Source organism: Autumnicola musiva (assembly GCF_031846585.1).
GTDB lineage: Bacteria > Bacteroidota > Bacteroidia > Flavobacteriales > Flavobacteriaceae > Autumnicola > Autumnicola musiva.
In genome coordinates this window covers 51,179-73,892 of the sequence record NZ_JAVRHK010000008.1, presented here as the reverse complement: position 1 = coordinate 73,892, position 22,714 = coordinate 51,179, and the positions used below count along the sequence as shown (strand labels likewise).

Annotated in this window: 22 protein-coding genes and 1 riboswitch; of the genes, 8 read left to right on the top strand and 14 right to left on the bottom strand. The window is 39.8% G+C overall.

Translation table 11 applies throughout. From position 1 onward, the window contains the following. Window positions 1–337 precede the first annotated feature (337 nt). From RM539_RS11895 to RM539_RS11860, 8 genes are all read right to left on the bottom strand, one after another. Window positions 338–2,557 carry a xanthine dehydrogenase family protein molybdopterin-binding subunit gene (locus RM539_RS11895; RefSeq protein ID WP_311503624.1) on the bottom strand — a complete coding sequence of 740 codons (2,220 nt, stop codon included), beginning with the start codon at window positions 2,555–2,557 and terminating at the stop codon, window positions 338–340. Next, window positions 2,558–3,544, bottom strand: coding sequence for an FAD binding domain-containing protein (locus RM539_RS11890; RefSeq protein WP_311503623.1), 987 nt, complete (start codon window positions 3,542–3,544; stop codon window positions 2,558–2,560). Further along, entirely contained in the window at window positions 3,541–4,059 is a 519-nt protein-coding gene (locus tag RM539_RS11885; protein WP_311503622.1) for a (2Fe-2S)-binding protein, read from the bottom strand. Before RM539_RS11885 ends, RM539_RS11890 begins: the two co-directional genes overlap by 4 nt. 871 nt (window positions 4,060–4,930) lie before the next feature. Next, window positions 4,931–5,371: an SRPBCC family protein gene (locus tag RM539_RS11880; RefSeq protein WP_311503621.1), complete on the bottom strand. Its 441-nt coding sequence runs from the start codon at window positions 5,369–5,371 to the stop codon at window positions 4,931–4,933. Beyond that, complete coding sequence (locus RM539_RS11875; RefSeq protein WP_311503620.1) at window positions 5,352–5,750, bottom strand: DoxX family protein; 399 nt, start codon at window positions 5,748–5,750, stop codon at window positions 5,352–5,354. Before RM539_RS11875 ends, RM539_RS11880 begins: the two co-directional genes overlap by 20 nt. A 24-nt stretch (window positions 5,751–5,774) precedes the next feature. Then, on the bottom strand, window positions 5,775–6,704 hold the full coding sequence (locus RM539_RS11870) for a VOC family protein (RefSeq protein WP_311503619.1): 930 nt from the start codon (window positions 6,702–6,704) through the stop codon (window positions 5,775–5,777). A gap of 46 nt (window positions 6,705–6,750) precedes the next feature. Continuing rightward, entirely contained in the window at window positions 6,751–7,113 is a 363-nt protein-coding gene (locus RM539_RS11865; protein WP_311503618.1) for a nuclear transport factor 2 family protein, read from the bottom strand. A 2-nt stretch (window positions 7,114–7,115) separates the two neighbouring features. Further along, complete coding sequence (locus RM539_RS11860; protein WP_311503617.1) at window positions 7,116–7,505, bottom strand: VOC family protein; 390 nt, start codon at window positions 7,503–7,505, stop codon at window positions 7,116–7,118. Window positions 7,506–7,622: 117 nt separating this feature from the next. Between RM539_RS11860 and RM539_RS11855 the strand changes: the two genes are divergently transcribed. Continuing rightward, window positions 7,623–8,609, top strand: a complete 987-nt coding sequence (locus RM539_RS11855; RefSeq protein WP_311503616.1) for a GlxA family transcriptional regulator — start codon at window positions 7,623–7,625, stop codon at window positions 8,607–8,609. Window positions 8,610–8,621: 12 nt separating this feature from the next. Here RM539_RS11855 and RM539_RS11850 read toward each other — a convergent pair whose 3' ends face one another. The 4 genes from RM539_RS11850 to RM539_RS11835 all read right to left on the bottom strand — a co-directional run bounded on the left by RM539_RS11850 (window position 8,622) and on the right by RM539_RS11835 (window position 15,239). Next, window positions 8,622–9,275: a cation efflux transmembrane domain-containing protein gene (locus RM539_RS11850; protein ID WP_311503615.1), complete on the bottom strand. Its 654-nt coding sequence runs from the start codon at window positions 9,273–9,275 to the stop codon at window positions 8,622–8,624. A gap of 11 nt (window positions 9,276–9,286) precedes the next feature. After that, window positions 9,287–10,489, bottom strand: a complete 1,203-nt coding sequence (locus tag RM539_RS11845) for an efflux RND transporter periplasmic adaptor subunit (RefSeq protein WP_311503614.1) — start codon at window positions 10,487–10,489, stop codon at window positions 9,287–9,289. A 7-nt stretch (window positions 10,490–10,496) separates the two neighbouring features. Then, window positions 10,497–14,843 (bottom strand): CusA/CzcA family heavy metal efflux RND transporter, encoded by a 4,347-nt coding sequence (locus RM539_RS11840; RefSeq protein WP_311503613.1) that lies wholly within the window; start codon window positions 14,841–14,843, stop codon window positions 10,497–10,499. Window positions 14,844–14,924: 81 nt separating this feature from the next. Continuing rightward, window positions 14,925–15,239: a DUF6660 family protein gene (locus RM539_RS11835; RefSeq protein WP_311503612.1), complete on the bottom strand. Its 315-nt coding sequence runs from the start codon at window positions 15,237–15,239 to the stop codon at window positions 14,925–14,927. Between the two features lie 138 nt (window positions 15,240–15,377). After that, a riboswitch (TPP riboswitch) is annotated at window positions 15,378–15,466 on the top strand. Window positions 15,467–15,538: 72 nt separating this feature from the next. On the opposite strand from RM539_RS11835, the gene RM539_RS11830 reads away from it, so the two are divergent. Genes RM539_RS11830 through RM539_RS11815 form a run of 4 tightly spaced genes read left to right on the top strand, consistent with a single transcriptional unit; the run spans window position 15,539 to window position 18,256 of the window. Then, entirely contained in the window at window positions 15,539–16,261 is a 723-nt protein-coding gene (locus tag RM539_RS11830; protein WP_311503611.1) for a class I SAM-dependent methyltransferase, read from the top strand. Further along, window positions 16,261–17,316, top strand: a complete 1,056-nt coding sequence (locus tag RM539_RS11825; RefSeq protein WP_311503610.1) for an AIR synthase family protein — start codon at window positions 16,261–16,263, stop codon at window positions 17,314–17,316. The genes RM539_RS11830 and RM539_RS11825 overlap by 1 nt, the downstream gene beginning before the upstream one ends. After that, window positions 17,316–17,969, top strand: a complete 654-nt coding sequence (locus RM539_RS11820) for a thiamine phosphate synthase (RefSeq protein ID WP_311503609.1) — start codon at window positions 17,316–17,318, stop codon at window positions 17,967–17,969. The genes RM539_RS11825 and RM539_RS11820 overlap by 1 nt, the downstream gene beginning before the upstream one ends. Continuing rightward, entirely contained in the window at window positions 17,966–18,256 is a 291-nt protein-coding gene (locus tag RM539_RS11815) for a Trm112 family protein (RefSeq protein WP_311503608.1), read from the top strand. The genes RM539_RS11820 and RM539_RS11815 overlap by 4 nt, the downstream gene beginning before the upstream one ends. A 143-nt stretch (window positions 18,257–18,399) precedes the next feature. Here RM539_RS11815 and surE read toward each other — a convergent pair whose 3' ends face one another. Further along, entirely contained in the window at window positions 18,400–19,125 is a 726-nt protein-coding gene (surE, locus tag RM539_RS11810; protein WP_311503607.1) for a 5'/3'-nucleotidase SurE, read from the bottom strand. 223 nt (window positions 19,126–19,348) lie between these two features. On the opposite strand from surE, the gene RM539_RS11805 reads away from it, so the two are divergent. Continuing rightward, window positions 19,349–20,284, top strand: a complete 936-nt coding sequence (locus RM539_RS11805) for a diacylglycerol/lipid kinase family protein (RefSeq protein WP_311503606.1) — start codon at window positions 19,349–19,351, stop codon at window positions 20,282–20,284. Window positions 20,285–20,286: 2 nt separating this feature from the next. Here the strand turns inward: RM539_RS11805 and RM539_RS11800 are convergent, their stop codons facing one another. Beyond that, window positions 20,287–21,180 carry a carbohydrate kinase family protein gene (locus RM539_RS11800; RefSeq protein WP_311503728.1) on the bottom strand — a complete coding sequence of 298 codons (894 nt, stop codon included), beginning with the start codon at window positions 21,178–21,180 and terminating at the stop codon, window positions 20,287–20,289. A 179-nt stretch (window positions 21,181–21,359) separates the two neighbouring features. On the opposite strand from RM539_RS11800, the gene RM539_RS11795 reads away from it, so the two are divergent. Together RM539_RS11795 and deoC are read left to right on the top strand one after the other, a co-directional pair. Then, window positions 21,360–21,941: a VOC family protein gene (locus RM539_RS11795; RefSeq protein ID WP_311503605.1), complete on the top strand. Its 582-nt coding sequence runs from the start codon at window positions 21,360–21,362 to the stop codon at window positions 21,939–21,941. A 129-nt stretch (window positions 21,942–22,070) separates the two neighbouring features. Continuing rightward, complete coding sequence (gene deoC / locus RM539_RS11790) at window positions 22,071–22,712, top strand: deoxyribose-phosphate aldolase (RefSeq protein ID WP_311503604.1); 642 nt, start codon at window positions 22,071–22,073, stop codon at window positions 22,710–22,712. The last annotated feature ends 2 nt before the right edge of the window (window positions 22,713–22,714 follow it).

Here is a 22,714-nt window from a genome sequence, read left to right as displayed (position 1 = left end):
TTATTTACGCATTAATTGAAAAAACTACCAATTGTTACCAGGGAACATATTGCCAAAAAGATTACGCTTAGAATTATGAGCAGGTTCCTTCTAGAGCTATTAATCAAAAAATAAATATTAATGATAAGGAATATTACCTGTGAGATTAAGGCCGGGATTGTAAAGGATTCCCTTACTATTCCTAATAAAATTGAATCTATTCTTAGCAAATAGAGCCCATAGATACACATAAAATAAATCACTAAACTGAAATTGATCAAAGTCAGAACTTTTTCATTCAGTATTTTAATTTTGTAATTCATTTGATCAGTATTAATCGGCAAAAGCTTGATAACATCTACTCCAACACCTTATCCAGCGTTATTGGTAAATCCCTAACCCGTTTTCCGGTAGCGTTGTAAACTGCATTGGCAATGGCCGCTGCCACTCCAACAATTCCAATTTCCCCCAAACCTTTTGCGCCCAATGGATTAACAATATCATCCTGCTCTTCCACAAAAATCACGTCAATTTCCTTTACATCGGCGTGAACGGCAACATGATATTCCGCTAGATTGGCATTCATTATCCTGCCGTTACGGCTATCCATCATGCCTTCCTCTTCCAGGGCCATTCCAATTCCCCAGGTAACCCCGCCAATAATCTGGCTTTCTGCAGTTTTTGGATTCAGGATCTTTCCGCCGGCAATGGCACTTACCACTTTTGGAATACTAATCATCCCCGTATCTTCATCTATATTAACTTCAACCATTACGCAGGAGTGGGTATAACAGGAATAATTCTCCCGATTATCCTCAGGTTCGGAGTTCACCTGTACTTCCAGCGATTTCCTGCCGGCAGCTGTTATTATTTCTGAAAAAGAAACCGCTGTTCCAGAATTTCCTGATATCTGCCCATTGTCAAAAACCACATCTTCAAAAAGTTTATTCTCAAAGATATCCGGATGCGTTTGCGTGGCAAGTTCAAAAATCTTTTCCTGTAAAGCTGAGCAAACCAACTTTACGGCAGAACCTACTGATGATGCTGTCCAGGAACCGCCTTCTATTGGTGCATCTGGCAAAGTGGAATCACCTAATTTAAATTCCACATGCTCCAGGGAAATACCCAGCATTTCAGCAGCAATCTGAGACATTATGGTATAAGTCCCGGTGCCTATATCGGCAGTACCTGAACTCACAGTAAGTTTTCCTTCTGAAGTAAGTATTGCTTTAGCTGAAGATTTCTGTTGCATGGCTTCCCAAACTCCTGAAGCCATTCCATAGCCTACCAGCTCATTACCTTTTTTAATGCTTCGGGATTTCGCATTTCTATTTTGCCACCCGAATTTTTCCGCAGCCCTTTGGTAACAAGCTTTTAATTCCTTGCTGGAATAAGGCTTATCTTCATTCTGGTCTTTTTCAGCATAATTTATAATTCTTAATTCCAGCGGATCCACCCCTGCTTCTACCGCCAGCTCATCCATAGCACATTCCAGCGCATACATCCCGGTGCTTCCTCCAGGAGCTCTCATATCCAATGGTGTATATACATCTACAGGCACCAATTGATAATCCAGCTCCACGTTTTCACACTGGTACATCAGCCCTGACCAATCTACTACTGTTTCATTAAATTTTTCAAACCTGGAAGTTTCTGAGAAAGCTTCATGACGGATAGAGGTTAATTTCCCCTTTTTATCTGCGGAAAGTTTTACTCGTTGTAAACAGGCTGGCCGGTGACCAAAAGTGAACATCTGGGTTCGCGTCATTACTACCTTAACCGGAAGTTTAAGTGCTTTGGAAGCCATAGCTGCAAAAAACAGCTGATATTGCGGCCGCAAACCTGAACCAAATGCTCCCCCAATAAAAGGAGATATCACCCTTACTTTTTCTTTTTCAAGATTAAAAATTCCGGCAATATAGCCCTGGCTGCTGCTTACACCCTGAATTTTATCATAGATATTGAAACTACCTTCCTCTTCATTCCAGGAAGCAACCGAAGCGAAAGTTTCCATAGGATTGTGATATTCCCGCGGCTGATAATATTCCGTTTCAATTTTAACTTCTGAAGAATCATATGCTTCAGCAGCATTTCCCCTTGGTTCCGGCGGCTCCGGCACATCTTCATGAGTGGCCTGCTCAAGATTTCTCCTGATATCCACCTCGTAACCTTCTTCAGCTTCATATTCAATTTTCACCAGTCCGGCAGCATAGGCCGCCGTTTCAAAGGTATCTGCAACAACCAATGCAACAGGTTGCCCGTTATAAAGAATATTATCGTCATACAAAGGCCGAAACGGACTGCCCGGAGGCGCCAGCGGATCTGTATAATCTGAATTTATTTTTACCTCTGGCGGCACATTTTCATGGGTAAAAACCTCCCTTACCCCGGGCACATTTAATGCTTTATCTTTATGAATAGCAGTAATCCTGCCTCTGGCAATAGTACTGTTAACTATGTAGCCATGAACAAGGTCTGCCGGATTAAATTCAGCAATGTAAGGAGCCTGCCCGGTCACCTTTTTTCTACCATCTACCCTGCGGGTAGATTTGCCTATATAATTGGTGTCTGCTATCATTTACTTTTCTATTGCTTCAGTTAATGCCCTTACGATGGTGTTTTTTGCCAGGTTAATTTTGAAATCATTATCACCATGGCCCGTAGCACCTTCGATTAATTTTTCAGCCAGGGATTCGAAGTTTTTTGGACTGGCTGCTTTTCCGAAAAATTCTTTTTCCACTTCAGGTTTTCGCCAGGGCTTATGGGCAACACCTCCAAGGGCTACCCGAATGTCCTTAATATTTTCTCCTTCAAGTTCCACTGCCGCGGCTACCGAAACCAAGGCAAAAGCATAAGATGGACGATCCCGTACTTTCAGGTAAGCATAATTTTCAGCAAAACCTTTTGCGGGTAAATCTATAGCCGTGATAAGTTCTCCGGGTTTAAGATTAGTGTCAATTTGCGGATTATCTCCGGGCAAACGATGAAATTCCTGAATTGGGATACTCCTTTCGCCGCCTTTGCCGGTTACCTGGACCGTAGCATCCAAAGCCGCCAGGGCTACCGCCATGTCTGAAGGATGTGTGGCTATACAATGCTCACTTTCACCCAGAATGGCATGAATGCGATTAAATCCTTCCAGGGCAGAACAACCACTTCCCGGCTCCCGCTTATTGCAGGGCGTGGAGGTATCGTAAAAATAATAGCAACGGGTGCGCTGCAAAAGATTGCCACCATTGGTAGCCATATTCCTTAACTGTGTGGAGGCCGCAGCAAGCATCGCTTTTGAAAGTAAAGGATAATTTTTTTCTACCTCTTCATGGTAAGCAGTATCTGCATTGGTAGCCGTAGCTCCAAGTCGCATTCCACCATTTTCTATAGCTTTAATTTCGGAAAGGTCCAGGCGATTTACATCTATTAAATGATCTGGATTTTCCACCCGGTATTTCATGAGGTCCAGTAAATTAGTTCCACCTCCTATAAACCTTACCTGTTCCTCTGTTGTAGCTGCCTTGTCTACTGCCCCTTCAACGCTTTCTGCACGGGTAAAAGAAATATTGTTCATACTCTATTTTTTTTTGATGTAGTTCCCACTGTTTCCTTTTGCACCATTTCTTCCACTACTTTATAGATGTTAGCGTAGGCACCACAACGACAAATATTACCACTCATCAAATCCCTGATTTCTTCCGGACTTTTACCTTTTTTCATATTCAGCAGGCCTACCGTAGAGCAAATCTGGCCGGGAGTACAGTAGCCGCACTGGAAAGCATCATGTTCTATAAAAGCTTCCTGTACGGGATGAAGATCTTCCCCCTGAGCCAGGCCTTCAATAGTAGTAATCTCTTTATTGGTTTGCATTGCAGCCAGGGTAAGGCAGGAATTTATATGTTTCCCGTCAACCAGTACTGTGCAGGCACCGCATTGGCCATGGTCACAACCTTTTTTAGTGCCGTTTAACTGCAAATGTTCCCCTAATGCATCAAGTAAAGTAGTCCAGGGTGCTATGGAGAGTTCTATATTTCTGCCGTTCACGTTAAGTTCTACTGAAGAAGTATCGGGATGTTTTGGTAATTCCATTTTATGGAGATTTGGTTAGTCTAAAAATGAGTCAGGCCGAAAATGCTGATTTCTAATTTGAATTTAGGAATTATTCCTGCTTTGCAATGGAAATGGGTGAACCTTAATATTTTTTTATGATTCTTCGGAAGAAGAATCTCGAATCTCTTCTGAAGAATCCTTTCTAAAAATGAATAATACCAGTTGTAGGGAGAGCAAAGTTGATTTAGAAATTGCCAGAATACGAACAGATAAGAAAATACTGTAATATTTAACTTAAATCATGAACCCGGAAAGCATCAGGTTTTCAGCTTTTCCATATTTATAGCAGAAGAACAAATCCGCTACTAAATCCTAACTTATAGTTTTAATAAATTTTTGGTTAATTCCTAATAGTCTTCAGAACCAAAATTACTCTCTGATTCAGATAATTTAATGAATGACAATATAGTCCAATCATGCGAAAATCTAATTCCTGATATTTTATGATAAAGTCATTTTTAATTAGCTTACTTTTTTTAACCTCTCTATCGGGATTTACACAGCAAAGGGATAATCTGGCTGGACCTATTATCCCCAATGAAAAGTTAGAGCTCTTAAAAATATAAATATCACTTTCGACATGCGTATGGATTTTTCAGGCCTATAACTTTAGGGGTGGTGACAATTTTTACAACGGAATTCAATTCGAAAATGGTATTACAGCGCTTGAAATATCAGCAAAAATTCATGACAGGCTTAATTTTAGATTCAGAAACCGGTTTAATAAAAATAGCGATGTACAAACTTTGGATCGACTTGGCAGTTGACCTCCTCCCAATAAACTCACGAAGCATTTATGGTAGCCTGAACCTTTATTTTAGTTGCTTCCACTTATTTAAAGTTTTCTAATTTATTTTTCTGATAACACTTTTAATTTTTCAAAAGCCTTTACCCATGCAGAGTCAAAATAATCTATATAGGACTCGTCTACATCCATATCTACTACAACTTCTGTATTTTCCTCTGTACTTTTGAGAGTGTAGCGCTCCATAGCGCCCGCCCATGCTTTAATTTTCTCACTTTCGTTATCTTCATTTCCATCTTTGTCTATCATACCAAGATGTTTAAACTGCATTAGTTCATTTTTAATTTTCTTCTCTATTACTGAAACCATTCCTTCTCCCTCCCCGTTTACAAAAAGAATTCTACTGCCTTCATTCCAGTCAGATTCTGCTTTTGAGCCTTCACTAAATGCTGAAGTCCACTGTGGATAGGTTTCATCATCCCAAAGGACCTTCCATACTTTTTCTCTGGATGCCGCGATTTCAGTTTTATACTGCTTGCGTTTCATAATTGATATTTATAGGGTTACGTATTAATTTATGGTAACTAAAATAAGAAGTCATATGTATAGCCAGAACAATAAAAGGAAAAAATATTTCCAGGCCTGGACCGTCTACTGCCCAGATGCTTATTGCCGCAAAAATAAAGTCGAAGGTAAAACCCGCATAAGCCCATTCCTTTAGCCGTTTTGGAACCTTCGGAATAATAAGTACCAGTGCACCCAGTACTTTAAAAATGGTCAGGGTGATGCCGAAATATTCAGGATATCCAAGATGCCGGATGCCCTCTTTTGCCATTTCGGTATGGCCTGTTAATGCGGGCATTACTCCCTGAAAAAGGAAAATTAAACCCGTGGTAATCCAGAATATTATTTTTAAATGTTTCATTGCTACAGGTATTTATGATTAAAATTATGAGGATGGCATTTTATCGTCTATTGCTTTTTTCAGCATAGCAAGATCGAATTTTTTCATTTGAAACACAGCTGCCATCCCCCGATTGGCTTTTTCTTTATCCGGATTATTCAGCAGTTCTTCCATTCCTTCGGGTACTATCTGCCAGGAAATGCCAAATTTGTCTTTTAACCAGCCGCATTGCTGTGCCGCAGGATCTCCGCCTTCAGTAAGCTTGTTCCAGTAATAATCAATTTCTTCCTGGTCTTTACAATTCACCACGAGAGATATGGCTTCATTAAATGGAAAATCGTTTTCAACTCCGCTATCCATTGCCATAAATACCTGATTTTCCAACTGAAACTGGGAATGCATTACAGTACCTTCGGCATAGGAATTCTCCGAACCATATTTCAGGATCCCCTCCACAGAGGTATTTTTAAAAACTGAAGTGTAATAATTTACTGCCTCTTCTGCTTTCCCGCGACTACTCCCGGTAAAAAACAGCGACGGGACAATTTTTTGCTTCCCGGTATATTCAGAATCCAGCATTAGCTGCCAGTTCACTCCAAACTCATCTTCCAGCCAGCCATATTTGGGACTCCAGTCGTAGGATTCCAAGGGCATCAATTCTTTACCCCCTGCTATAAGTTTATGCCACAAATTCTCTGCTTCATTCTCACTTTTACAGAACACAAAGAATGAAATTGAAGGATTAAGCTGAAAATATGGACCGCCATTTAAAGCCACCATCCTGAAACCTTCCACAGTGAAATCCATGGTCATGACAGATCCTGGTTCCTGCTGATGAAACTCCTGCCCTGCTTCCAAATAACGGGTGGTGGTGTTAATCTTAGAATTTTCGAAAACCGAAATATAAAATTCCACGGCTTCTTTGGCTTTTCCGTCAAACCATAAATTCGGTACAATTTTCTGATCGTTTTTCATTTTGAATGGTGTTAGTGATTATAAAATTCAGATTGATGCTTCCCATTTACCTTTTCAGTGGTATAACATAAGAGGTCATTTTGCCAATTTTAGCGTTCTTAAATCCGGTAAATTGATAGATATCACAGAAGGCAAAGTTTTTTACTTTCCCAGATTCTTCCTTTATGGTCATTTTTCCATCCACGGCAGCAGTTTTGCCATGGGTGATAATATTTGATATTTCCATCGACTGAGTTTCTATGCAGGACATTTCTTCAATAAAATTTCTTACATCTTCTTTCCCTTCAATTGTCCTGTCCCCTAAAAAATTCCAGATAATTTCATCACTTAACTGTTCGAGAATAAACTTCTGATTACCTTCTGCAAAAGCTTCATTAAACTTCCTTAAAAATTCATTTCTCCCTGCCATTTTTATAGTTTTTGAGTTTCTAATATTGATAGTATATTTCCTGCAGGATCCCGAAACCATGCAATTCCCATTTGGTTCTTTGTATCCCTGAAAATCCCTTTATCATCTGTTTTCAATTCCCCATCATATTGTTCAAAACGCACTCCATTTTGAGTTAATTCATCCACCGCTTTATCAATATTATCTACAGGAATGTTTAAGACAGTAAAAGTTGCGGGGTCATGATCTGGCTTTGGATACAAAATAATGCTGTTGCTGCCTTTAATTTTAAGTTCAAGAATCCCCATAGCATTTTCTTCAATTTCAAGCCCAAGAATGTTAACGTAGAAGTTACTGGCTTTCACCAAATCATCTACAGAAAACCCGCTAAAAATCTTCTCTTTTAAAAACATAACTTCCTGTATTTAAATTGATAATATAAAATTATGTAAATTCACAGGATCTAGTACGGGAGAAATACGTCAATTTGGAGGGGCAAATGCGTCAATTTTTTAATGCAAACATCTGTTATGCAAAAGCATATTTCTATCTTAATTCCACGAGGGCACACAAGTCTGGTAAATGTGGTAGGTTCCCACCAGATTTTTAATCAGGTGAATTCTTTTCTGAAAGATCAGGGAAAATCTCCTGCTTTTAAAGTAGAACTGGTGGGGATAGATAAAATGGCCACTCAAACCAACGGCCTTTTTTCAGTAAATCCCCATAAACATATTGATGAGATTACTGAAACCGATCTTATTATTATTCCGGCAATTCATGACGATCCCGAAGTTGCCTTCTCCAACAACCGGGAATTTATTCCCTGGCTACAAACACAATATGAACGTGGTGCCGAAATTGCCAGTTTTTGCATTGCTGCATTTTTCCTCGCTTCCAGCGGCCTTCTGGATGGTAAACAGTGCTCCACGCATTGGATACATGCAGCAGATTTCAGGAAAATGTTTCCAAAAGTAGACCTTGTGGATGATAAAATCATGACCGAAGATGACAGAATTTACACCAGCGGTGGCGCCTATTCTTACCTTAACCTTCTCCTTTATTTAGTTGAAAAGTATGTAGGCCGCGAAATGGCAGTTCTTACCTCCAAGACATTTATGATAGATATAGACAAGGCAAGCCAGTCTCCTTTTATTATGTTCCGCGGGCAAAAAGATCATGAAGATGTTGTGGTGAAAAAAGTTCAGGAGTTTATTGAAAAGAATTTTAATGATAAAATAAGTGTAGACCAGCTTTCAGGGAAATTTGCTTTAAGCAGAAGGAGCCTGGAACGCCGATTCAAAAAAGCAACTACTAACACGATTACCGAATACATCCAGCGTGTAAAAGTGGAAGCTGCCAAACGCAGCCTGGAAACTTCGCGTGACAATGTGAGCGAAGTAATGTATGGCGTAGGCTATTCTGATGAGAAATCGTTCAGGAATACCTTTAGGAAAATCACCGGAATTTCGCCCCTTCAGTACCGCAATAAATACAACCGCGACAGGATTAGCGTTTAAATTTGGCAATTATCAGCAACAATCACTGGAACAGGAAAGACTTTTACTTTTGGCGTTTTCAAAAGCTTCCTTTCCTTCTTTCCAGGCATACCAGGCAATACCAATACTTCCTAAAGCATCTATATATGGAATTCGCCAAATTTCATATATCAGGCTTGAAGCCAGCAAGATAAAAGAGAGATAAAAACAGGTTTTGGTACATTTCGCATCTGAAATTATTGGTTTGCTGTCCAGTTTTTTCCCGACTTTCATTTTTTCAGCATAAAGAAAATACATGGTCAAAATGGAAATTCCCGCTACAATAATTCCGGCCATTGTAGTCTCAGGTTCAGATTGATTAAAAATAGAAATACCCGCCCCAACTATAAGTCCGGCTGTAAGAATATACAGAGCAGTACCCGTAATTCTAAGTGCGGTAATTTCAAATTTATCCCTTTCGTTTATGCTGTTGCGTTTCATCCTGTAGATCATATGCGCGATTCCCACTCCGGAAAGCACTTCTACGAAACTATCCAGTCCAAACCCAAAAAGCGCCAGTGTTTCATCACTGGCGCCAAAAAAGGTCGAAACTATTCCTTCTATTGTATTGTAAGCAATGGTAATTACGCTTAAAATCATGGCGTAATTCAAACCTTTCTGCGTTCTTTCTATATTTTGTACTTCCATTTTTTTGAATTTTAATGATGATGGCCGCCACCTTCTCCTTTTTGCATTTCTGCCATGAGATAATAAGCATTATTATAGGAAAATTTTTGCCCGGATTCTGAATCCGTTAGAAATTTCAATGCCACCCAGCCGTTATTTTTCGTGCCGGTAACAACCTCAACTGGTTTAAAGCTCCATGCACCCCCCTCTTCTTCTGCTGTAAAGACAAAAAACCTTTCGCCGTTTTTTGCTATGGCATCTTCAGGTAAAGCTACGGTTTGGTTATTATCTACCGCAATCCTTCCGCGCACATACATACCAGGAATCAGGCTTTCCGGCTTATCTTCAATTTCGGCATGAATATGCAGCGCTTTTGGGTCTTCTTCAAAAGTTTTGCCAATGGAAAGAATTTTAGCCTGCAACTCGGTCCCCGGCAAAGATTCTACCGTAAAATTTACCTGCTGTCCCTTCTCTACCCGGGCAACATCCTTTTCAAAAACCATCAAATCTGCATGTACGTGCTCGGTATTAACAATTTCAAACAAATTTTCCTGAGCCTGCACAAATTGCCCGGTTTTAATGTTCACTTTTTGCACCGCACCGGCAATAGGGCTTTTTAAAGGCACCCGCTGCGCCAGATTCCCATTTAAAATGCGCTGCGGATCTAAATTTAGTAAAGATAGCTGAGCTTTAAGGCCTTGTAAATTACCTTTGGCGTTTCGGTAGGCTGCTTCAGCTTTTTGAAAACCTTCTCCAGACCCCACACCTGCTTCATACAATTTTTGCTGGCGGTTATATTCCTTCTCCTGGAATTCCATCTCATTAGCCATATTCAAAAACCTTGTCTGAATTTCCACAATATCGGGATGCGCAATGTAGGCCAGTGTCTGCCCCTTTTTTACATTATCTCCCTCAATTACCTCTATGGAAACAATGTTTGCCCCAAGAGAAGTGGTTACCGTGGCCTCGCTTTGCGGCGGAACCTCCAGATGTCCGTTTGCCTCCACAAATCCGCTCATGGAACGTGTGGCCAGGGTGTCAATTTTAATATCCAGCGCGTCAAACTGCTGCTGGGAAATCATTACCTCGGTACTTTCTGCGGAAGCTGTCTCTGCTCCTGTTCCTGAATTTTCTGAAACAGTAGCTTCTTCTTTGTTAGTACCGGTTTCATCTCCACAGGAAATAATTAAAAATCCGGTTAGAAAAATAAATATATATGTTGAATAAAATTTCATCTTGATTTTATTTAGAATTAAGGAAATACTGAAGTTCTGCCACGGCCAGCTGATAATTTTTAAATGCTTCCAGGGCATTTAATTCAGTTTGCAGGGCATTGTCCATATTTTGAATAAAAGCAACGTATTCTATTGCACCTTCTTTAAAAGCCAGTAACGAACCCTGTAACTGTTCTTCATTTAAAGGCAGTACTTCATCCTGGTAAAATTGCCAGGATTCCTCCCATTTTTTATAATTCTGAAAAGCACTGGACAACTGAGAGTCAAATTTTCGCTGCTGAAAGTCAGCAGTCTGGGAAGCGATTTTCTTTTCGATTTTTGCCGTCTTTACATCTGCATAAGCCTCTCCCGATAAAACCGGAATGGAAATCCCGGCCTGATAACTGTAAAATCCGGAAGCTCCATTTACCTCCTGAAGACCATACCTAAGATTGAATTTTGGCAGAAAATTAGATTTGGTAAGACTATATTCCGCTTCTGCTAAATCAATTTTCTGCCTGGCGGTGGCAAGTTCAGGGTGATCTGAAAATTCTTCAGCAGAAAGTTTCTGCGGAATCAGCGAGCTGATTTTATAATCTTCAGCAACAGTAAATTCCCTTTCATCGCCAATCCACAAGTTTAATTGCTGCAAAACAGATAGATAATCATGGTAAACCTGCTGTTTCTGAACAACAATTTCTGCGGCTTTGTTCTTCGCCGTTAACATTTCCAGGCGGGAAATGGCTTCCACTTCATATCGCAAATCTACAGCTTCAGAAAAACGCTGATAAACAGAATCCAACCGGTTTAGAACTTCAAATTTTCGGCGGGCAAAATAAGTCCTGCTCCATATTTCACGCACCGCCTGCGCTACCTCCAATTGAGAAAGATCAAAAGATTTCTCGGCAAAAGATACTTTTTCCTTCTGAAGTTTACGGCCGGGCAAAATTCCGAAAATATCAATATCCTGCTGCTGAATTCCAATCTTGGTGTAAATCCCTCTATCCTCATCCAGTTCTTCCCCGCCGGTTAGAATTTGTGTTTCGCCAAAATCCCACGCCGATAGTTTCTGAGCTTTGGCCTGTTCTATTTCCAGCAGCCTGTTCTTCAGTAAATGATAATTCTTTAATGCCATCTCCACTGCCTGCTGCTGATTTATTTCGGGTAAATTCTCATTTAATTCCTGGGACTTTGCATTTATCGGGTTCAGAAAAAACAAAGCTAGAAGAACAGTGGCCGGTACAAACTTTTTATTCAGCTTAAATTTACCTTCCCGCTCTTCTGTCCATTTATACAAAATAGGCAGGATAAACAGCGTGAGTAAAGTAGAAGTGATTAAACCGCCTATTACCACTGTTGCCAAAGGCCGCTGCACCTCGGCCCCTGCCGAGCCGGAAACCGCCATTGGTAAAAATCCCAGCACATCGGTTAAAGCAGTAAGCAATATTGGCCTTATCCTTCGTTTTGTGCCTTCTTTTAAACGTTGGCTTAAACTGGTGACTCCCTCTTCTTTCAGCTCATTTAATCCGCTAATCAATACGAGTCCATTTAAAACAGCAACCCCAAAAAGCACTATAAAACCAACTCCTGCCGAAATACTAAAAGGCATATCCCGCAGCCACAACGCATATACTCCGCCAATGGCTGCCAGCGGAATGGCCATATAGATCATGGTGGTTTGTTTAAAGGATTTTAAAGCAAAATAAATAAGGATAAAAATCAGCAGCAGAGCAATGGGAACAACTATTTGCAGCCGTTCGCTGGCGCGTTCAAAATTTTCGAAAGCGCCGCCATACCTAATATAATATCCCGGCGGTAATTGCAATTCCTCATCCAGTTTCTGTTGAATATCGCTAACTACAGATTTCACATCGCGGTTCCTTATGTTCACTCCCACATACGTCCTGCGGTTGGTGTTGTCCCTGCTTATCTGCATAGGGCCGGGCTGATAAGAAATCTGCGCTACTTCCCTTAACGGTACCTGAGTCCCAGAAAGCAGTGTGACATATAAATTCCTGATATTTTCAATATTTGTACGCTCACTTTCCGCCAGACGAACCACCAGGTCAAAACGTTTTTCCCCTTCAAAAATCACCCCTGCCTTACCTCCTGCAAAAGCCGATTGAATAAGAGAATTCAGTTGATTTACCTGTAGCCCGTACTGCGCCAGTTTACTGCGATTGTAATTCACCGTAATTTGTGGCAGGCCCGAGGTAGCTTCCACTTTAAGATCTGCCACTCCATCTACACCGCTAATAATCTTCCCCATTTCATTAGCCTTGGCAGCCAGAACTTCCAGGTCTTCCCCATATAGTTTCACCGCCACATCTTCGCGCACTCCGGTTAAAAGTTCATTAAAACGCATTTCCACCGGCTGGGTAAATTCGTAGCTAACTCCCGGAATAACACCAATGGTTTTCTTAATTTCGGCAATAAGTTCATCTTTTGTTTCTGCGGAAGTCCACTCCGACTTTGGTTTCAGAATAATAAAACTGTCACCTAAATCCATCGGCATGGGATCTGTGGGAACATCTGAAACACCAAACCTACTTACCACCTGTTCGATTTCAGGAAATTCGTTCAGCAGTAATTTTTCAATTTTAGTTGAAGTGGCTATACCTTCAGACAGCGAACTGCCCGGTTTCAGAATAATGTGAAAAGCGATATCCCCTTCATCCAGCTGCGGAATAAATTCACCCCCCATTCTTGTGAATAAGAAAACAGCCACAGCGAAAAGTACCACTGCAGAACCAAGCACAATTTTGGCTCTTTTGAGAGAAGTTTTTAAAAGCGGTTCATACTTTCTTTGGGCAAAGCTTATAATTTTGTCTCCCCAGGAATTCTTTTGCTTTGGGGATTCCTTCAAAAATAGCGAAGAAATCATAGGCACATAAGTAAGACATAACAGCATTGCCCCTATCATGGCGAAAATAAAGGTTAGCGCCATGGGCCGAAACATTTTGCCCTCTACGCCTTGCAGGGCAAGAATTGGAAGAAAAACAATAAGGATAATCAGCTGGCCGAAAAATGCCGAATTCATCATCTTTTTTGCTGAAGAAGAAGCGATCTCATCCCGCTCTATGTTATCAATTTTCCTGTTCTCTAAAATGCGCTGATGAAGCAGGAATACCGTACTTTCTACGATAATCACCGCGCCATCTACGATAATTCCAAAATCGATGGCTCCCAGGCTCATAAGGTTGGCCCAAACATCAAAAATATTCATCAGGATAAAAGCGAACAAAAGGGATAAAGGAATTGTAGAAGCAACAATTAGGCCTCCGCGCCAGTTGCCCAGCAGCAGGACCAACACGAAAATTACAATAAGCCCGCCTTCCAAAAGATTTCCGGTTACGGTAGAAGTGGTTTCGCTTATGAGTTCACTACGGTCCAGAAATGGTTTTATAGAAACTCCTTCCGGCAACGACTTCTGGATTTGCACAATCCGGTTCTTTACATTGTCAATCACTTCATTGGAATTGGCACCTTTTAACATCATCACCATGCCGCCAACAGTTTCGCCTTCGCCATTTTTTGTAAGTGCTCCGTATCGCACTGCGCTACCAATTTTCACATCGGCAACATCTTGAATGGTAACAGGAATGCCATCAGAATTTTTTACCACAATTTTTTCCAGGTCTTCCACACTGCGGGCCAGGCCTTCCCCGCGAATAAAGTTTGCCTGATGGTCCTTTTCAATATAAGCACCGCCGGTATTGGCATTATTAAGTTCCAGGGCATTAAAAACATCAGAAATACTCAGCCCGATAGCACGCAATTCTTCGGGATTTACAGCAATTTCAAATTGTTTTATCCTGCCACCTACACCGTTTACTTCCACTACTCCGGGTACCATGGCCATTTGCCGGCGTACAATCCAGTCCTGAATCGTCCTGAGTTCAGTAGGAGAATATTCAGCTTTATATTCCTCTTCAACTTCAAGAGTATACTGGTATATTTCGCCCAGGCCTGTGGAAATTGGCCCCATAGAAGGTTTACCAAAACCTTCGGGAATTTCTTCTTTTACGGCGTTCAGCTTTTCAGCTACGAGCTGGCGCGGCAAATAAGTGCCCAGCTCATCATCAAAAACAATGGTAACTACAGAAAGTCCAAATCTGGAGACCGAACGAATTTCACTTACCCCGGGAAGGTTGCTCATGGCCACCTCAACCGGATAAGTAACAAATTGCTCAATATCCTCTGTTCCCAAATTGGGAGCCTGGGTAATCACCTGCACCTGATTATTGGTGATATCGGGCTGCGCATCTACCGGAACTTTAATCATGCTCCAGATACCCGCACCAATAAGTACGCAGGTAAGCAACCCAATAATAAATTTATTATTGATTGAAAAATCAATGATTTTGTTAATCATAGAATTCAGAATTTAATTCAGTTTAAAAATAGCCTTAGAACGGCTTTGACTTCGGGATATAATTATCCCTGTAAAACTGAATTAAACCCGCGGTGGCTGAAAATGAGTATCGGGAATTTCGTCACCCGAATTAACAGCGTTTGCAATAACAAGAGTTGAAATATGCTGCTCAATTAGCGGCGATTCTGAAGTTTGAAAATTTACCACATGAACGTGACAGCAATGACACTGGCAAAAAGGTGAACAGGAATCGGCTTCTTTATCATGGGAATGCTGGGTGTCCAGCTCTGAAATTGTTTCCTGCTGATCTTCGGAAACCAAGGCACTATCATCGCCACAGGGCACTATATTGAGCCCCAGGAAATAAAAAGATAATATTGCGACGATAATTTTCACACTGCAAATATAAAAAAGCTCCGGTACTTTTTAACCCTTCAGCTTAAAAAGCATATTATTAATCACAAAGAAGAATTGTAAATCGTTATAAATATCTTCTGAAAGAATTATTTTCCAAATTTTAAATCTTAACTTTGAATTGAATGCACGGGGTGCCGTAAAAAGCTGAGAAATACCCGAAACCTGATATGGATAATGCCAACGTAGGGATGCAGTTTTAAAATATTTTCCATTTTAAACTCCATTCTGTCTGGTAATATCAGGTTGCAGAATGGAGTTTTTTGTTTAAACATTTTAAGATGGAAATAGAGAAAAAGGATTTTCAGTTGCTGCCGAGGACGCAACAGAACTGGCAGGAAAGACCGGAATGGTTTTTTAACCGTGAACATACCGATACCTATGAACAATGGTATGAAGGAAGATACAAAAGAGCTGAAGTATGGCAGAAAAAGGTAATGGAACAACTGGTTTCCAAAGACAGCAGGGTTAAAACCCTTCTTGAATTTGGATGCGGCACCACCCGTTTTACCCGGTGGTGGAAGGAAATAGGAATTGAAGCTACCGGTGGGGATATTTCTCCGCTAATGCTCTCCCAGGCAATTAATTTGTTTGAAGGTGACCTGGTAATGGCAGATTCACATAATATGCCTTTTAAAGACAATACTTTCGATTCACTGGCATTTATTACCACTTTTGAATATTATAAAGATCCCGTAAAAGTAATTCGCGAAGCTGCAAGGGTGGGAAAATACGGGATAGCCATGGGAATGATGAACAGAAATTCCCCCAAGGTTGCCCGCAGGAGAATACAGGAGCTATTTGGAAAAAACCCGTTTTACCTTACCGCAACTTTCTATACTCCCAAGAAATTAACCGCTATAATTAATGAAGCTTTAAAAGGCAGGGAATATACCATAGAATGGTCCTGTACCGGCCTGCCAAAATGGTTTCCCGTACAACAGTGGAGCCTGCCTTACGGAGATTTCTTCGGACTATATGTGCAATTTAAAGATGTTGACTAATGAGTAAAGAAACCGGAAAAATTGACAATGATATTTTTAAAGAAGTTATTTTCGATAACTGTGGATTTCCACGAAAAGAGGTAAGCGTTGGCCCCGGCTTTGGTGTAGACGTTTCTTTGGTAGATTTACCCAATGGCCTGGCAATGGCTTCAACAAGTGACCCGCTTTCGCTCATTCCTTCTCTGGGGTTGGAAGAATCGGCATGGCTTTCGGTGCACCTTATGGCCAATGATATGGCTACTACAGGATTTGCGCCCATGTACGCACAGTTTGTATTGAATTTACCGGGGAATTTTCCGCAGAAAGATTTTAAAATTTACTGGGAATACATCCACAAATTCTGCCAGGAAATTGGAACTGCAATTACCGGTGGGCATACCGGATTTATTGAAGGCCAGAACTCCACCATCGCCGGTGGCGGTACTTTTACAACCATAGCTCCCAAAAAGGATATTTTGGTATCAAAAAATGCCGCGCCCGGGGATGTGATCCTGGTAACAAAAACCTGCGCAATTTCTTCGTCTTCCATCCTTGGGATGAGTTTTCCGGAGACCGTAAAGAATAAACTTGGCAAAGAAGTTTTTGAGGAAAGCTGCAGGATGTTTTATAAAACCTCTTCTTTAAAAGATGCACTTACTGCCGTAGGAGAAAATGAGAAACATAAAGATGTTACCGCCATGCACGATGTGACTGAAGGTGGCGTTTTAGGCGCTATTTACGAATTGGTAAAAGCATCTGGTAACGGTGCCAGTATTAATGATGACTTACTTCCCATAGCCCATACCCAGCAGGAAATTTGCAGGTTGTTTTCTATAGATCCGCGATATAGTATAGGCGCGGGCTCCATGATTATCACCTGTAAAAAGGGAACAGAAAAGGAGGTTATTAAAAGACTTGAAAAAGAAGATATTCCCTGTAAGGCGGTTGGTAAAATCACTAAAAAGGAAGAAGGAATTAAGTTGGTTGAAAATGGAGAAAGTAAGGGTTTGCCTTATTTTGAACAGGATCCATACTGGGCGGCATTTTTTAAAGCATATAATGAAAAATGGAAATAATGAAGAAGCAGAAGCAGAAAAGGCAAATCTCAGGAGGTGTTTACCTCGTGATCGATCCGTCTATGAATGAAGAAGAATTAATCCTGAAGCTGGAACAAGTTCTGAAAGAGAAAATAGCCGCGGTACAGATTTGGGATCATTTTTCAACTTCAGGAGATGAGCAGGTGAAACTGGTAAACCGCATTTCTGAAATTTGTCATGAAAGGGATGTTCCTGTTTTTTTGAATAACCAATGGGAACTTCTAAAAAAGACCAAAGCTGATGGGGTTCATTTTGACGAAATTCCTAAAGATTTCGAGAATATCAGAAATAATTCAGAAGAAAATGCGCTTTTCGGCTTAACCTGTAACAACGATCTATTTATTATAAAATGGGCAGAAGAGCATCATTTGGATTATATTTCCTTCTGCTCCGTTTTTCCTTCCCCAACAGATAATAGTTGTGAACTGGTAACGTTCGATGCTATTAAAAAAGCGAGGGGAATTACCGATATGCCTATATTTCTTGCGGGAGGAATTCAGCATTCTAATATTAGAGAATTAAAAGACCTAGATTTTGACGGCATAGCTGTAGTTTCAGGAATAATGAGCGCGGAAGATCCTGAAAGCTCCACCAAAGATTATTTATCTGAATTAAAAAAACTTAAAAAATGAAATTAGCGACCATAAATAAATTATGCTGCCCTTTTGATAAAAAAGAAATCGAACTCACAAGTATTTCAAAAGATCTGGAAGAGAATGTAATTGAAGGTTTTCTTACCTGCAATAATTGCAAACGCATCTATCCTATCATAAAAGGCATTCCAATAATGAATCCCGATGAATACCGGGAATTTAAACTGGAACAACCAATCCTTGAAAAATGGCAAAGTCATCTAAAAGGCAGGAAAATTGAAAATTTCAGGCTTGTGGAGGGTGAAAATTTCAAAATTAAGGAGTAAAAGTAGAAAACGAAAAGTGCTGAAGTTCTTAAAGCAAGATCTGTTTTTAAGAAATTTTTGAACAGAAATAGAAGCTTTGAAATAGTTGCTTAAGATACCTTCCCCAAAAAGGGAAGGTACCATTTTTTAAAAATAGATCATTTCTATTCTTTTCTTCTATTTAAGTAATTATGATCTGTGAGGTCGAGAATCATGGGTGTAATACTGGTTTTACCGTTCCTTATTGCCCATCGATCGGTTCCTTCTTCCACATTTTCAATTTGCACCACCGTAAACCAATAATGTTGCCTGCCCATTGGGTCTTTGTTAGCGATCACTTTGCCATCATAATGCCTAACAGACTGGTTGGTCCAGATGATTTCTCCTTCAGGAGAACGCGGGAAGTTTATATTCAGCAATTTTCGCTCGTCTTCATGCACAACTTCCTTTAAAGCATCAGAAACAAAAGGTTCCAGCGCTTCAAAATCTGGCTCATCTTCTCCTACCGAAACGCTCAATGCAATTCCCCTAATATCAAAAAGAACCGCCTGTCGTGCCGCAGAAAGGGTTCCCGAATGCCAGGCTGAATTCCCCAAATTTGAGCCTATATTGATTCCGGAAAGTACGAGGTCTATATCTTCAAATAGATGAGTCCCCAGTGCCACGCAATCGGCGGGAGTACCACTTACCCGATAGGCTTCAATTCCTTCAAAATGAATAGGAGACTTTTTATAAGTTATAGGTTTTCCGGAAGTAATCGCCTGTCCCATAGAAGATTGTTCCACATCAGGCGCCATTACAATCACCTCTCCATATTTTGCTGCTACTTTTGCCAGGCAGGCAAGCCCGGGACTGTAAATTCCGTCATCATTTGTTACCAGTATTCTCATAATATATTGATTTGTTTTTCTTTCCAATTAATTTACAAAAAACTGCTCTTCCCGCATCCTATACCTTGTAAAACAGCAAAAAATTATATTTCCTATAACAGGAGTCTAACAAATATTCTTAAAGATTTTATTGGATACTTTTATAAAATCATAACTTCTCGTTAATCAGCTTACCTGTACAATTATTGTGTTTATATTTATTTGGAAATGAAACCAGCCAACCATGAAGACTATACAAATTGTGCATAATCCAACTGCCGGGGATGGCAGTCATGATAAAGAAGAATTAATTAAAATTGTAGAAGACTCCGGCTACAAAGCCGACTATATTTCTACCAATTATGTATTTTGGAAGAAACATTTTAAGCCCCAGGACGCCGCTGCCATTCTACTTGCCGGAGGGGACGGGACTGTAAGAAAATTGGCAAAAAACCTTATTGCAATAAAGGACCTTCCAAAGCCGCTGCCTATTCATTTAATACCCCTAGGTACGGCTAACAATATTTCCAAAGTACTTCGGGTACCGCAAAATAAAGAGCAACATAAAATAAACCTGGAAAGGAAATTTACCACTTTTAGCTACGGGAAAATAAAAAGCACTGGAAAAAAGGATTTCTTTCTTGAGAGTTTCGGGTTTGGGATTTTCCCAAAACTTATTGCAGAAATGAAGAAACTTGAGACACCGGATAATCCAAAAGAAGAACTGCAGAAAACGCTGGAAGTACTGCTGGAAATCGTTAAAGGTTATAAGGCTAAAAATGCTAAAATTAAGACAGGTGGAATAACTATTAAAGGATCTTTTTTGCTGGTAGAGCTTATGAACATAAAGTTGATAGGACCAAACTTTAAACTGGCTCCCGCTGCCCATCCCGGAGATGATCATTTTGAACTTGTACTAATTCCGGAAGAAAAAAGAAAAGCGCTGGAAGTTTATTTAAGTAAATTAATAACAAACCAGGCTACCGATGAAGATCTTAATAAGTTAGTAACCGTACTCCCTGTTCAAAAAGTAAAAATGAAGTGGAGCGGATCTCAAGCACATGTTGATGATGTTCTTATTTCCAATTTTTTTGGTAAAAAATTCAAGATAAAATTAGCTGCAGATCATCTCCAATTTTTTACCGATATTCCTGAAGATTCTTCCGAAGAAAAAGAATAAAATTATTCGGGATTAATGAATTGCTCAATTTCTTGAGTTGAAAATTTTGGATTGGCTCCTTCTCTCCCCGCTACAAGAGCACCCACTGCACAGGCAAAATCCAAAGCTTTTTGTGGTTTCTCCCCCTGCAGCAGTTTTGCAATAAGAGAGGCCAGGAAAGAATCTCCCGCACCCACAGTGTCTTTTACCTTCATTTTAAAACCGCTGTTATAATATAATTTACCCTCATTTAGAAAAACTGCTCCATGACTCCCTTTAGTTACACAAATAGAAGAAGCCATAGTCTTTCCGGAAATAAAATCCAGGTTCTGCTCAAGGGAATTATATTTGGAGCCAAGCATTGCGGCGATTTCGAATAATTCGTCATCATTGAACTTGATAAAACCAGCCTGCTGAATAAGTTTAAACAAAACTCCTTCTTCGTAATGCGGCGGTCGCAAATTGATATCAAGAACTTTAAAATTTCCTTCAGGAAGAAGTTGAAAAAGTGTTTTTCTGCTAACCTCATCACGACATACCAGGCTTCCAAAAATAAAAGCATCTGCTTCCTTTACCAATTTCTTCATTTCTTCGGAAATTTCAATTTTATCCCAGGCAGCAGGATGTTTGATTTTATAAGTAGCCGAGCCCGATGAAGATAGATTTACCTGTACAATCCCGGTAGAAAAGCCTTCATCTTCAGAAATATTTCTTGTGCCAATTTTATTGTTCTTGAGATAATTGATCAATTTTTGCCCTTTTTCATCTTTTCCAGTTTTACTAATCATTTCAGTTTCAATTCCCATGCTGCTTAACCGGGAGGCAACATTCAAAGGCGCCCCGCCAATTCGCTCTTTATCCGGGAAAACATCCCACAAAATCTCCCCAAAACAAACCGCTTTTATGTCTTTCCTCATTTTCATATTTTAAAATTTTTACACAATTCCGCAGTGGAAATTATACATAAATTCCCGATTGATCTAAAAGAGAGGGCAAAACCATAAACTTAAATATACATTTGGAAAAACTTCACCTATAAAATTAGAAGATGTTGTCCCGGTAGGGACTTTTTGATTACCTTATAGTAAAAATCGCTATGACCATATTCTTTTACAAAATCAGCAATATTTTGTTTACAATGACTATAGGAAGGACACTTTTGGTGATTTTTAGCCTATATTTTATATCATGCAATAAAACACAAGAATCTTCAACTAATAAATATGATCAAAAACTTGGTCACATTGTCCTTCAGGTTTCGGACTTGCAGGAATCTCAAAAATTTTATGAAGATGTACTGGATATGACCACTCACGAAGAAGCGGTATATAACAATGCCAAAAGAATTTTTCTGAGTGCTACCGACAGTCATCACGAACTGGTTCTTAAAGAAGGATTGGAAGAAAAGATTCCAACAGATAAAAGATATCTACAGCAGCTGGCTATTCAGGTAAAAGACCATGAGGAGTTGGTGACGTATTATGAAAATCTGAAAAGCCGTAATATTCCAATGGAATTAAAAGATAACCGAATAAGCTGGTCCATCTATATTTATGACCCTGACAGTGTCTCCGTGGAAATTTACTGGGATGTTAGAAAGGAGCCATTTGGGGAACAAAAATTAAAAGGCATTCAGGATGAACTTACCCCTGAACTACTATTTAACCCTTCCTTTTAAATAGGTTAAATTTTAAGAATTAGATGCTGGGCATTTCATATTAATTAGAAGCATTATCTTCCTGAAAAATGATAATTCACAGCACTTAATTTGGAGGTTTTATTTAATATTACATTACAAAATAATATTATGCAATTAAATAACTATATAGACCATACAAATTTAAAGCCGGTGGCGAATCAGCAGGATATTATCAATCTTTGCAAAGAGGCTAAAGAACATCTGTTTTATGCCGTTTGTGTGAATGGCTGTTATGTAAAACTTGCCGGGGAAGCTTTAAAAGGGTCTAAAGTTAAAATAGCTGCTGTAATAGGTTTTCCTCTTGGTGCGATGGACACCGGGTCTAAAATTTTTGAAGCAAAGGAATGTATTGCCAACGGTGCCGATGAAATAGATATGGTAATTAATATTGGTGAGCTTAAAGACGGAAATTTGAAGTTTGTGGAAGATGAAATTTCAGAAATAAAAAAAGCAATAGGAACAAAAATCCTGAAGGTGATAATTGAAACCTGTTATTTAGATGACGATGAAAAAAGAGCCGCCTGTACCTGCGCATTAAAAGCAAGTGCCGATTTTGTAAAAACTTCCACAGGTTTTGGCAACGGTGGAGCTACTCCTGAAGATGTAAAAATAATGAAATCTATAGTTGGAGATAAAATGCAGATAAAAGCTTCCGGCGGAATAAAAGATCGTAAAACAGCAGAAAAATATATTGAACTGGGAGCAAGCCGCCTTGGCACCTCTTCAGGAATTTCTTTAATAACAACATAAGA